The sequence below is a fragment of the Streptomyces sp. NPDC007095 genome, from assembly GCF_040634475.1.
In the GTDB taxonomy this organism is placed as follows: domain Bacteria; phylum Actinomycetota; class Actinomycetes; order Streptomycetales; family Streptomycetaceae; genus Streptomyces.
Genome location: NZ_JBEYFS010000289.1, coordinates 1 through 12851, shown reverse-complemented (window position 1 = coordinate 12851; position 12851 = coordinate 1). Strand labels below are relative to the sequence as shown.

Annotated in this window: 9 protein-coding genes; 3 read left to right on the top strand and 6 right to left on the bottom strand. The window is 71.0% G+C overall.

What is annotated here, in order from left to right; all coding sequences use genetic code 11:
- Both ABZ656_RS51350 and ABZ656_RS51345 read right to left on the bottom strand, forming a co-directional pair.
- The coding region (locus ABZ656_RS51350; RefSeq protein WP_360278713.1) for a UvrD-helicase domain-containing protein at positions 1-1746 on the bottom strand (1746 nt) is incomplete at its 3' end.
- Between the two features lie 302 nt (positions 1747-2048).
- Positions 2049-2414 (bottom strand): MGMT family protein, encoded by a 366-nt coding sequence (locus tag ABZ656_RS51345; RefSeq protein WP_168495331.1) that lies wholly within the window; start codon positions 2412-2414, stop codon positions 2049-2051.
- A 186-nt stretch (positions 2415-2600) separates the two neighbouring features.
- Here ABZ656_RS51345 and ABZ656_RS51340 point away from each other — a divergent pair, with 186 nt between their 5' ends.
- The 3 genes from ABZ656_RS51340 (at position 2601) to ABZ656_RS51330 (ending at position 8739) form a co-directional block, all read left to right on the top strand.
- On the top strand, positions 2601-5399 hold the full coding sequence (locus ABZ656_RS51340; protein ID WP_360278709.1) for a lysylphosphatidylglycerol synthase domain-containing protein: 2799 nt from the start codon (positions 2601-2603) through the stop codon (positions 5397-5399).
- 98 nt (positions 5400-5497) lie between these two features.
- Positions 5498-7042, top strand: coding sequence for an alpha/beta hydrolase (locus ABZ656_RS51335; protein WP_101400532.1), 1545 nt, complete (start codon positions 5498-5500; stop codon positions 7040-7042).
- Between the two features lie 137 nt (positions 7043-7179).
- Positions 7180-8739 (top strand): alpha/beta hydrolase, encoded by a 1560-nt coding sequence (locus ABZ656_RS51330; protein WP_360278706.1) that lies wholly within the window; start codon positions 7180-7182, stop codon positions 8737-8739.
- A gap of 194 nt (positions 8740-8933) precedes the next feature.
- Here the strand turns inward: ABZ656_RS51330 and moeZ are convergent, their stop codons facing one another.
- The 4 genes from moeZ to ABZ656_RS51310 all read right to left on the bottom strand — a co-directional run bounded on the left by moeZ (position 8934) and on the right by ABZ656_RS51310 (position 12752).
- Positions 8934-10112: an adenylyltransferase/sulfurtransferase MoeZ gene (moeZ, locus tag ABZ656_RS51325; protein ID WP_095852712.1), complete on the bottom strand. Its 1179-nt coding sequence runs from the start codon at positions 10110-10112 to the stop codon at positions 8934-8936.
- 63 nt (positions 10113-10175) lie between these two features.
- On the bottom strand, positions 10176-10925 hold the full coding sequence (locus tag ABZ656_RS51320) for a spherulation-specific family 4 protein (RefSeq protein WP_101400530.1): 750 nt from the start codon (positions 10923-10925) through the stop codon (positions 10176-10178).
- Entirely contained in the window at positions 10913-11872 is a 960-nt protein-coding gene (locus tag ABZ656_RS51315; RefSeq protein WP_360278702.1) for an NAD-dependent epimerase/dehydratase family protein, read from the bottom strand. Before ABZ656_RS51315 ends, ABZ656_RS51320 begins: the two co-directional genes overlap by 13 nt.
- Before the next feature lie 157 nt (positions 11873-12029).
- Positions 12030-12752 carry a hypothetical protein gene (locus ABZ656_RS51310; RefSeq protein ID WP_360278699.1) on the bottom strand — a complete coding sequence of 241 codons (723 nt, stop codon included), beginning with the start codon at positions 12750-12752 and terminating at the stop codon, positions 12030-12032.
- Positions 12753-12851 lie beyond the last annotated feature (99 nt).

The following is a 12851-nucleotide window of genomic DNA, read 5'->3' as shown; positions in this document are numbered from 1 at the left end:
GGTGAGCAGTTCGTCGGAGGGCGGCGGTACGTGGTTGCCCGCGGCGCGCTCCTCCTCGCGCAGCGCGCGCCCCAGGCGCCGCAGATCGGCCGCGTCCATGCTCGCGAGGGGCGAGGCGAGCAGGGTGAGCGCGGTTTCGGTGTCGAGCCAGGGCGCGGCTTGCGCGTCGGCGTCTTCAGGTACGTCGGCGTCTTCAGGTACGTCGGCGTCTTCAGATGCGTCGGCGTCTTCAGGTACGTCGGCGTCTTCAGGTACGTCGGCGTCTTCAGATGCGTCGGCATCCTCAGCATCCTCAGCTACGACGACGTCTTCGGGTACGTCACTGTCACCGCCGGAGGGCGCGGCCGTACCCGACTCCGCGCGTGCCACCGCTCGCAGTGCCGTCAGCAGAGGCGTCACCGCCGGTTCGTGCCGCAGCGGCAGGTCGTCGCCGTCGATGTCGAGCGGCACACCCGCCACGGTGAGCGCCCGCCTGATCGTCGGGATCGTGCGGGAGCCGGCGCGCACCAGGACGGCCATGTCGCCCCAGGGAACGCCGTCCTCCAGGTGGGCGCGGCGCAGGATGTCCGCGATGTTGTCCAGCTCCGTGCCCGCCGTCGGGTACATGTAGACCTCGACGGCGCCGCCGTCCCGTACCGGTGACAGCCCGCGGTGGGCGCGTACCTTCTCCGCCGGAAGGCGGGTCAGCGGCATGCGCTGGGTGATCAGACGGGTGGCGGTGAGCAGGGCGGCGCCGGAGCGGCGGGAGGTGCGCAGCACCTCGACCGGCGCGGGACGGCCGTCCGCGCGCGGGAAGGCGTCGGGGAAGTCCAGGATGCCGTTCACGTCCGCACCCCGGAAGGCGTAGATCGACTGGTCGGGGTCACCGAAGGCGACCAGGTTGCGGCCGCCGCCGGCGAGGGCGTGCAGCAGCCGGACCTGCGCGGGATCGGTGTCCTGGTACTCGTCCACGTAGACGGCGTCGTACTGCCCGGCGAGACGTTCGGCGACGCCCGGACGCCCGGCGAGCAGCACCGCTCGGTGGACGAGTTCCGCGTAGTCGAGCACTCCTTGGAGGTCGAGAACGTCCAGGTACTCGGCGAGGAAGGCGGCGGCCGCTCCCCAGTCGGGGCGGCCGATGCGCCGGGCGAAGGCGGTCAGGGCGTCGGGGCTCAGGCCCAGTTCACGGCTGCGTGCCAGTACCGCGCGGACCTCGTCGGCGAAGCCGCGCGTGGTCAGGCAGGCGCGCAGCTCGTCCGGCCAGCGGACATGGGCGAGGCCGAGCCGCTCCAGGTCGGGCTGGCCCGCGAGCAGTTCGCGCACCGCCACGTCCTGTTCGGGTCCGGACAGCAGCCGCAGGGGGTCCACGAACAGGTCACTGTCCTGGTGGGCGCGGACCAGGGCGTAGCAGAACGAGTGGAAGGTGGTCGCCCGGGGGGCGCGGGCGGCCCCTATGCGCAGCGCCATGCGGTCGCGCAGCTCGACGGCCGCCTTGCGGCTGAACGTCAGCACCAGGATGCGTTCCGGGTCGCCGCCCCGCGCGATCCGGGCCGCGACGGACTCGACGAGCGTGGTCGTCTTGCCGGTGCCGGGGCCGGCCAGCACGAGCAGTGGGCCCGTGTCATGGTCAACCACCGCGCGCTGCTCTGCGTCCAGACGAGGGGGCCCCACTCGGACCGGCGCGCTACGCACCAGTCGGTACGCGCCGCGGGTCCCCTGCCGCACCTGGGGGTGCGACAGGCGCCTGGTGGAAGAAGAGGAGCTCACGTGGTTCGCCGGTCCTGGAGGTTGTGCGGGATATCACTGCCGGCGCGGAGCGCCGTCGTTGACGGGTGGTGGTCGGGCGACGGGTGGGAAGAGCACCGCGCGTTCAGGGTGGTGGCCGCGGGGTGAGGGGGACGCGTGCCGTCGACGCTACGCCGGTGAGCACCTTGGAAGGAGGGCTTCCCCTTCTTCCCTCACACCACGTGCGTCCCCCGGCTCTCGAACGTACGGCATGTCACGGACGTGCCCCGTTTCCCCCGTACGGGCCACAGGTTCCCCATCGCCCCGCCCGATGCCGGAAGCTGTCAGGTGTGACCCTGCGCGCGTTCGCCGCCGTCCCATCGTGCTCGTCTCATGTCGATGCGCGGCAGATGCCCCTCGGAGGCCCTGCTCGCCTCCTTCAGGGGCGTGCCCTCGTCGCGGTAGTGGCCCAGCGCCTCGAGTTCGTGGCCCGGGAGCAGCGCGCCGTCCGCGCGGACGACCCGCCACCACGGGACCGCTCCTCCGTAGAGGGCCATCACCCGGCCCACCTGGCGCGGTCCGCCCTCCTCCAGCCACTCGGCGACGTCCCCGTACGTCATCACGTGCCCGGGCGGGATCGAGTCGGCGACCTCAAGGACCCGCTCCGCATACTCCGGCAGGACATCCGTCGGAAGGCTCTCCTCGCTCATCCGCCCCATCCTGCCCCATCCCACCGACAGTGCCACGATTCGGTGACTGTGCGTATCCCTCGCCACGAAGGCGCACTTCGGGCAGACTGTGCGCCCCCGTATTTGCACCCTGATGCCCCCGTGTGTCGGTGGGGCATGCCACCATCGTGCGGGCGGTGACTGGTGATACGAGATCAAGAAGAGACGATGAGGCAGCAGGGCGTGCACCCCGAAGACGCGGAGAGCACCTCCGCGGCCTCGTCGCGTCCGGACACCGGCGACACCGACCCGAAGGACTTGGGCAAGGCGGCGGACGAGCCCACGACGACGGTGGACGAAGAACCCGTTCCTGACACCCACGGACGAGCCCAGAAGCGGCTCGATCCGAAGGACGACTGCGGCGACGAGGTCCACAACGACGAGGTCGAGGGCGACGAACCACTGCTGCCCGCGCGCGTGCACCGTCCGTCCGATCTGATGCGGCTCATGGTCGGCGTCCTCGCCATCGCCGTGCTGCTGGCCATCGCCGCGTTCGCGCACGGCACCACCTCGGGACTCGAACAGGACATCAACAAGGGCACGGGCCAGGCACCCGATCTGCTGATCAAGATCGCGGGTCTGGCGTCGAGCATCGCGATCCTCCTGGTGCCGGTCGCCTTCGCGATCGAGCGGCTGATCAAGCGGGACGGGCTGCGCATCGCCGACGGCGTGCTGGCCGCGGTCCTCGCGCACGGAGTGACACTCGCCACGGACCTGTGGGTCGCCAAGGGCGCCCCGAGCTCCATCCAAGAGGCGCTCACCCAGCCCTCACCGGGTGACATCCATGCCCTGACCGACCCGGTGCACGGCTATCTGGCGCCGGTCATCGCGTACATGACGGCCGTCGGGATGTCCCGCAGACCGCGCTGGCGCGCGGTGCTGTGGGTGGTGCTGCTCCTCGACGCCTTCTCCATGCTGGTCACCGGCTACACCACGCCGTTCTCGATCATCCTGACGGTGCTGATCGGCTGGAGCGTCGCGTACGGGACGCTGTACGCGGTCGGCTCGCCGAATGTGCGTCCGACCGGGCGGACGCTCATGGCGGGCCTGCGGCACGTCGGCTTCCACCCCGTCAGCGCGGCCCGCGAGGACATGCCCGACACCACGGAGAACGGCGACCGCGGTCGCCGTTACTTCGTCACCCTGGAGGACGGCCCGCCGCTGGACGTCACAGTGGTCGACCGTGAGCAGCAGGCCCAGGGCTTCTTCTACCGCGTGTGGCGCAACCTGACGTTGCGCGGCCTCGCCACCCGTCGCAGTCTCCAGTCGCTGCGCCAGGCCCTGGAGCAGGAGGCGCTCCTCGCGTACGCGGCCATCGCGGCAGGGGCGAACGCCCCGAAGCTGATCGCGACCTCCGAGCTCGGTCCGGACGCCGTGATGCTCGTCTACGAGCACACCGGCGGGCGCACCCTGGACTCGCTGCCCGACGAACTCATCACGGACGATCTCCTGCGCGACACCTGGCACCAGGTGCAGGCACTTCAGTCGCGACGCATCGCGCACCGCAGGCTCGCGGGTGACGCGATTTTGGTGGATCGTTCCGGCACGGTGATCCTCACCGATCTGCGCGGCGGCGAGATCGCGGCCGGTGATCTGCTGCTGCGCATGGACATCGCCCAGTTGCTGACCACGCTGGGGCTGCGCGTCGGCGCCGAGCGCACGGTGGCATCAGCCGTCGGTGTGCTCGGCCCGGACCCGATCGCCGACTGCCTGCCGCTGCTGCAGCCCATCGCACTGACCCGCTCCACGCGCGCGACGCTGCGCAAGCTGGCCCGGGAGCGCGCACATCGCGAACGCGACGCGGTCCTGGAAGCCTCCCGGCAGAACAAACTCGCCCGCGCGGAACAGACCCAGCACGCCGAGGCCGCGGTGGAAAAGCCCGGCAAGAAGGCCGTACGCGCGGAACAGCGGGCCGAGAAGCGGGCGATCGACGAGGCACTGGACGAAGCACGCGAGGAGGATCTCCTCACCCAGATCCGCCACCAGGTGCTGCGGATCCGCCCGCAGGCGCCGGTCGAACCGGCCCGCCTGGAGCGGGTGCGGCCGCGCACGCTGATGAGTTTCATCGCCGGTGCCATCGGCGGGTACTTCCTGCTGACCCAGCTCACCCACATCGAGTTCGGGACCCTCTTCGACAATGCCCAGTGGGGCTGGGTCGCCGCGGCCGTGCTGTTCTCCGCGCTGAGCTACTTCGCGGCGGCGATGGCGCTGCTCGGCTTCGTACCGGAGCGGGTGCCGTTCATGCGGGCCGTCGCGGCGCAGGTCGCCGGCTCGTTCGTGAAGATCGTGGCGCCCGCCGCGGTCGGCGGTGTCGCCCTCAACACGCGCTTCCTGCAGCGTGCGGGGGTCCGACCGGGGCTCGCGGTGGCGAGTGTCGGCGCGTCCCAGTTGTTCGGGCTCGGCTGCCACATCCTGATGCTGCTGTCCTTCGGCTATCTGACCGGCACCGAGAAGACGCCGTCCCTGTCGCCCTCCCGCACGGTCATCGCCGGTCTGCTGACGGTCGCCGTACTGGTGCTCGTCGTGACGTCGGTGCCGTTCCTGCGCAAATTCGTCAGCACGCGCGTGAGGTCGCTGTTCGCGGGCGTCGTACCGCGCATGCTCGACGTGCTCCAGCGGCCCCAGAAACTGATCACCGGCATCGGCGGCATGCTGCTGCTGACCGCCTGCTTCGTGATGTGCCTGGACGCGTCGATCCGCGCCTTCGGCCACCAGCAGCCCACCACGCTCAGCCTCGCCAGCGTCGCCGTCGTCTTCCTCGCCGGTAACGCGCTCGGCTCCGCGGCGCCGACCCCCGGCGGCGTCGGCGCGGTCGAGGCGACCCTCACGGTAGGTCTGATCGCCGTGGGGCTCCCCAAGGAGGTCGCCGCCCCCGCGGTGCTGCTGTACCGGCTGCTGACACTGTGGCTTCCGGTGCTTCCGGGCTGGCTGTTCTTCAACCACCTGACCCGCAAGGGCGCCCTCTAGAGCCGCGCGCCGGCCCTCCCTCACGGGCCCCCGCACGCCCTCACCCGCACGGCCCGCGCCCCGAGCGCCCCGCCCCGCACGACCGCAGGATGGGGAGCATGCCGAACCCGTCTCCGCCGCGCGCCGCTGCGCTGGCCCTCTCCGTCGCTGTGCTGTCCGCCGTGCTGGCGGGCTGCAGCGACAACTCGAAGAGCGAGGACCTGCCGGCCCAGAAGCTGAGTTGGAAGGACTGCCCGGCCCCCGCCGAGTCCGAGGGCGGCGGCAACGCCCCCTCTCCCCTGCCGGGCGGCACACAGTGGCAGTGCGCCACCATGGAGGCACCCCTCGACTGGGCCGATCCCAAGGGCGACACCATCGGGATCGCGCTGATCCGGGCGCGGACGAGCGGCGACCAGAGCAAACGCATCGGCTCCCTCATCTTCAACTTCGGCGGCCCCGGCGGCTCCGGCGTCAGCACACTGCCCGCCTTCGGCGAGGACTACGCGAAGCTGCGCACCCGCTACGACCTGGTGAGCTTCGACCCGCGTGGGGTCGGCCGCAGCGCGGGCGTGAAGTGCGAGGACGACAGCCGGCTCGACGTGTTCTTCCAGCAGGACGCCACCCCCGACGACGCCGCCGAGCAGAAGAACCTCCTCAGCAACACGAAGACGTTCAACGCGACCTGCGAGAAGAACTCCGGCCGGACCCTCCCCCATGTGCGCACCACCGACGCGGCCCGCGACATCGACCTCATGCGCCAAGTGCTCGGCGACGCCAAGCTGCACTACTTCGGCATCTCGTACGGCACCGAACTCGGCGGCGTCTACGCCCACTTGTTCCCCAAGAACGTGGGGCGCGCCGTCTTCGACGCGGTCGTCGATCCGACGCAGAACCCGGAACAGAGCGCGCTCGGGCAGGCCAGGGGCTTCCAGCTCGCGCTCGACAACTTCGCCACCGACTGCACCTCGAAGACCGAGCCCTGCCCGATCGGCGACACCCCGCAGGACGTCAAGGACCGCATCGCCAAACTCCTCAAGGACCTGGACAGCAAGCCCATCCCCGGCGTCTTCCCACGCCAGCTCACCCAGACCGAGGCCACCAACGGCATCGCGCAGGCGCTGTACTCCAAGGACTTCTGGGAGTACCTGACGGAGGGGCTGGAGCAGGCGTACAGCGGTGACGGCAAGACACTGATGCTGCTGTCCGACTCGATGAACGGACGCAACCAGAACGGCCAGTACAGCAACCTCTACGCGGCCAACGTCTCCATCAACTGCGCCGACGAAAAACCGCGGTACACGATCTCCGATGTGCAAGCCGGGCTGCCGGCGTTCCGGGCCGCCTCACCGCTGTTCGGCGACTTTCTGGCCTGGGGCATGCTGAGCTGCACCAACTGGGCCGTCCCGGGCGCCGCCGACCACCCGGACGTCAGCGCCACCGGTGCGGCGCCGATCCTCGTGGTCGGCAACACCGGCGACCCGGCCACGCCGTACCAGGGCGCGAAGAAGATGGTGGACGCGCTCGGCAAGGGAGTCGGCGTCGAGTTGACCTACAAAGGTCAGGGGCACGGCGCGTACGACAGCGGGAACAAGTGCGTGCACAACGCGGTGAACGGCTATCTGCTGGACGGGACCGTACCGCCCGCGGGAACCGTCTGCAGCTAGAACCAACGCCATCCACACCAAGAAAAGTGCAGGTCAAACGGTTATCCACAGGCCTCCGCGGTGTCGGCTGCGGGCGCCTACCATTGCCTGCATGTGATCCGCGGCATCCGGCGGGCCACGGGCGAGGGGGGAAGTTCATGACGCGTTTCGCACGGTGGACGGCCGCGGCGGCCGCGGCGCTGCTGGTGGCAGGCTGCGGCAGCGGCTCGTCGGGGGACGGCAAGGGGGAGGGGAAGGGGGAGGGGAAGAACAGCGGCCGGCCGTCGGCCGCGGCACCTTCCTCCGGCACCACCTCGGGGCTGCCCGCCTCGCTCACCTCACAGAAGCTCGACTGGGGCCACTGCAAGGGTTCCTCCGCGCCGGGCAGCGGCTGGCGGTGCGCGACACTCAAGGTCCCGCTGGACTACGCGAAGCCGGACGGCGAGACGATCGGCCTGGCGCTGATCCGCTCGAAGTCGACCGGCGGCCAGAGCAAGCGCATCGGCTCACTCCTGTTCAACTTCGGCGGCCCCGGCGGCTCGGGCGTCGACACGATGCCGTCGTACGAGAGTGCCGTCGGCCCGCTCCACGAGCGCTACGACCTGGTGAGCTGGGATCCGCGCGGCGTCGCCGCCAGCGAGGGCGTGCGCTGTCGCAGCGACAAGGCGATCCAGGCAGCCGAGTCCGTGGACGCCACCCCGGACGACGCGGCCGAGGAAACCGCGTACTTCAAGGACGCCGCCGACTTCGGCAAGGGCTGCGCGAAGGCCGCCGGAAAGCTGCTGTCACACGTCTCCACGACCGACACGGCCCGCGACATGGACCTGATGCGCCAGGTCCTCGGCGACGGGACGATGCACTACCTGGGCTTTTCCTACGGGACCGAACTCGGCGGCGTGTACGCCCACTTGTTCCCCAAGAACGTGGGCCGTCTGGTGCTGGACGCCGTCGTCGACCCGAGCGCCGACACGGTCGGCCACGCCAAGAACCAGACCCTGGGCTTCCAGCGCGCCTTGGACGACTACCTCAAGTCCACCGGCCAGGACCCCAAGCAGGGCTCCCAGAAGATCGTGGACCTGCTGAACCGCATCGACGCGAACCCCCTGCCGACGGCCGACGGCCGCAAGCTCACCCAGACGCTGGCGCTCACCGGCATCGTCCTGCCCCTGTACAGCAAGGAGGGCTGGCCCCGCCTGACCAATGCGCTCAAGGGCGCCGAGGACGGTGACGGTTCGGGGCTGCTGGCCCTCGCCGACGGCTACAACGACCGTGATTCCTCGGGGCACTACGGCACGACGACCCACTCCCAACGGGTCATATCGTGCTTGGACGACAAGCAGCGGCCTACTCCCGCGGAGACGAAGAAGCTGCTGCCCGAGTTCGAGAAGATCTCGCCCGTCTTCGGGGACTTCATGGGCTGGGACACCGCGGGTTGGTGCCACGACTGGCCGGTCGCCGGCCAGTACGACAACCCGGAGGTCAGCGCGCCGGGCGCCGCGCCCATTCTGATCGTCGGCAACACCGGCGACCCCGCGACTCCGTACGAGGGCGCCCGCAGAATGGCCGACGAGCTGGGCAAGGGCGTCGGAGTGGAGCTCACCTGGAAGGGCGAGGGCCATGGCGCCTACGGGAGTGGGAGCGAGTGTGTCGACTCCACGGTGAACAGCTATCTGCTGGACGGGACGGTGCCGAAGGACGGGAAGGTCTGCGCGTCGTAGTGGCGGGTGCGGCGGACGGGCGCGGGCCTGCACGCGGGCCCGCCCGGCCGACGAGCACCCAGCCGGCGAAGACCCGACGCACGGACGCACGGCCGTCGAACCCCCGGCCCGCGAGGGACCGGCCAACGGAAAGGGGCCCGGCACGCGCGGTGCCGAGCCCCTCCCGAAAAGCCGTACGCCTGGTACACCGGCGCCTAGTAGACCGGCTTCTCCGGCTCGATCTGGTTGACCCAGCCGATCACGCCGCCGCCGACGTGCACCGCGTCCGAGAAGCCCGCGGACTTCAGCACCGCGAGGACCTCAGCGCTGCGGACGCCCGTCTTGCAGTGCAGGACGATCTTCTTGTCCTGCGGAAGGGTCTCCAGGGCGGTGCCCATGAGGAATTCGTTCTTCGGGATCAGCTTGGCGCCGGGGATCGAGACGATCTCGTACTCGTTGATCTCGCGGACGTCGATGATCTCGATGTTCTCGCCGTCGTCGATCCACTCCTTGAGCTGCTTGGGAGTGATCGTCGAACCGGCCGCCGCCTCTTGGGCCTCCTCGGACACGACACCGCAGAAGGCCTCGTAGTCGATGAGCTCGGTCACGGTGGGGTTCTCGCCGCAGACCGCGCAGTCCGGGTCCTTGCGGACCTTGACCTGGCGGTACTGCATCTCGAGGGCGTCGTAGATCATCAGGCGGCCGACGAGCGGCTCACCGATGCCCGCGAGCAGCTTGATCGCCTCGTTGACCTGGATGGAGCCGATGGACGCGCACAGCACGCCCAGCACGCCGCCCTCGGCGCAGGAGGGGACCATGCCCGGCGGCGGGGGCTCCGGGTAGAGGCAGCGGTAGCAGGGACCGTGCTCGGACCAGAAGACGGAGGCCTGGCCGTCGAAGCGGTAGATGGAGCCCCACACGTACGGCTTGTTGAGCAGGACGCACGCGTCGTTGACCAGGTAGCGGGTCGCGAAGTTGTCCGTGCCGTCGACGATCAGGTCGTACTGGCTGAAGATGTCCATCACGTTCTCGGCCTCGAGCCGCTCTTCGTGAAGGACCACATTCACGTACGGGTTGATGCCCAGCACGGAGTCACGGGCCGACTCGGCCTTGGAGCGGCCGATGTCCGCCTGACTGTGGATGATCTGGCGCTGCAGGTTCGACTCGTCGACCTCGTCGAACTCCACGATGCCGAGCGTGCCCACGCCCGCGGCGGCCAGGTACATCAGCGCCGGCGATCCGAGGCCGCCGGCGCCCACACACAGCACCTTGGCGTTCTTCAGCCGCTTCTGCCCGTCCATGCCCACGTCGGGGATGATCAGGTGGCGGGAGTACCTGCGGACCTCGTCTACGGTGAGCTCAGCAGCTGGCTCAACCAGGGGTGGCAGCGACACGGGGACTCCGTTGGTCGGTCAATCACTACGGTTGTTCTCCCCGTAACACTGCCACGCCCTTCTTCATTCCGAGACACCCGTTCCGATCCGCGAGACGATTTCGTCCCAGTAGCCGGGCATCGTCTCCCACGGGTCGGCCCGTCCACCGTGATCCGTGCGGTCGGTGAAGTAGATCGTGGCGGCGCCCTGCCAGCGGGCGATGCGCAGCGCCTCGTCGAGATGGCCGCGCGGTATCCCGTGCACGAAGTGGCAGAAGCGCTCGGGCGGATAGTCGGCGGTCCACTCGGCCACCTGCGACCAGCGGTAGTCGCTCCAGGTGCCGGAGAAGGTCACCAGCTGGTCGGCGCTTTCGGCATAGCCGGGGTAGGGGTGGGTGCCGTGGCCGAGGACGAGGTGCGCGTCATCGAGGAGCGTGCGCAGCGTGGTGGCGGCCCGGCGGACCTCGGGGAGCGCGGCGCGCTCGGTGGGGCAGCGGTGCAGGAGGAACCCGCCGACCCGGTACCAGTCGAGATACCGGTGTGCGTCGGAGATCACCTCGGCGAAGGCGCGTGCGCCGTACGTCACGTCCAGGTGTCCCAGGACGCGCACGCCCGCGTTGCGGAGTCGGCCGGCGGCCTCCAGGCAGTGCGGGTCGGGGCGGGTGCCGGGACCGTTGGCCACGTTCAGGACGGCCCAGTGCACGGGGGTGCCGGGGCGGGTGAGTTCGCCCCACTCGGCCGGAGCGACGAGGGGGTGCGCATAGCCGGGGACGCCGAGGCCGACCCTTAAGTCCGTGCTCGCTATGCCCGTCGCGGCGCTGGTCAGATACGACATGCCGCCTCCATCCAGATATCGGCGAGGGATTCCTCGAGGTTGATCCGGGGCCGCCAGCCGAGCCGGTCGCGCGCGGTGCGCACATCGGCCTGCTGCCAGCTGCCGCAGCCGTCCGGGTAGGGGTACGCGACCGGCGCCCCGTGATCCGCTTCGGTGCGGGGGTGGCCGATGGACGCCCTCATGGGTCCGGGCGGGCCGTCGAGTTCGTGCAGCGTGCCCCCGTAGCCGGCCACACGGGCGAGGACGGCGGCGGCGTCGCGCAGACGGACGGCGCGGCCCGAGCCGATGTTGATGACGCCCTGCGCGGCGGAGAGCGAGGCGGCGTGCACGGCGCGGGCGACATCGCGGACATCGATGAAGTCGCGCTGGACGCCGAGTCCGCCGAGTTTGAGTTCGCCGTCGCCGGACTGCATGGCGCGGCGCAGGGCCTCGGCGAGGCGGCCGAGCGGGGATCCGGCGGGGGTGCCGGGGCCCGCGGGCGAGAAGACGCGCAGGACGACTGCGTCGAGTCCGGAGCCGAGGACCAGTTCGGTGGCGGCGAGCTTGCTGACGCCGTACGGGCCGCCGGGGCGCGGTACGGCGTCCTCGGCCGTGGAGGAGCCGGGCTGGCTGGGCCCGTACTCGGCGCCGCAGCCGATCTGCACCAGTCGCGCGCCGCAACCGCTGCGGCGCAGGGCCTCGCAGACGGTGGCGACGGCCACGGTGTTGTGCCGGGTCAGTTCACGGGCTCCGCCGCGGGTGGCGCCCGCGCAGTTGATGACGACCCCGGGGTGCACCGCGTCCAGGAAGCGGGTGAGGGCGCCGGGGCTGCCCGAGGCGAGGTCGAACCGTACGTCGGCGTCGTCGCCCCGGCCGAGCGCGGTGAGCTGCACGGCCGGATCGGCGAGCAGTCTGTCGGCGACGAAACGGCCGAGGTATCCGTTGGCTCCGATCAGCAGGACTCTCATCGGGCGGCTCCCGGGGCGGATTCTCCGGTTCGGGAGGTGATCATCTGGCGTTCTCCTTCGGGGTGGTGCCGTGGGTCGGACGGAGCGCCCGCGGTGTCGGCCCCGCGGGAGGGTGCGCCCGGCACGAGGGCTGGACCCTCGGGCGCCGGGTCGCGGCTCATGGCGTCCCGCCCGGTGTGGCGTGGGCCGAGGCCCGGGTCAGGGTGCGGGTCGCGTGGATCAGGAGGACGAGCGCGGCCGCGCCGCACACCAGGGCCGGAACGGCGCCCGGACCCCAGGCGCCGGCGATGGTCTCGACGGGGGTGGCGACGAACGAGCAGCCGGGCAGGCGGGACGCGAAGACCGTGGTGAGGGCGGTTACTTCGGCCGCGCCCGCGGCGCCGAGGACGACGGCCGGGGCGTGGGTGAAGCCGCGCGTCGTGAGCAGGCGCGCGAGCAGCAGCAGCGCGCCGAGGGCGCCTGCTCCGGCGTACGCGCTGGGCCCGTTGTAGGCGCCGGGCTCGCTCGGCGCCTCCCGGCACAGTGCGAGCAGCCCGCCCAGAGCGCAGAGGAACAGGGCGAACACCCCCAGGAGCAGGGGCCGTACGGAGACGGCGAACTCCTCCAGGCCTCGGCTCGCGGTCAGTTTGCGGCGGGCGCCCGCGGTGAAGAGGCGGGCGCACCAGGCCGCGGGGACGCACGCCAGGGCGAGGGCCAGCACGGGTGCGGTGGCCGGGGGCCAGGGGCCGTCGGGGCCGCCTTCGATGCCGACGCTCAGCAGTCCGTCACCGAGCAGGGCGTACGCGATCAGCCAGCAGGTCCAGGCACGGGTGCCGCTCGTCGTGCGGTGCGTGGTGCTGAGGGGACCTCGGCGCAGCGCGGCGCGCAGGCCGAGCGTCACGGCGAGGGTGCCGGAGTCTCGGGGACGGTTCGGCCTGCCTGTCGGCGTTCACCGCGTTCCCGCGCGAGATCTGGCGGCAGATCTGGTCCAACAACCCTC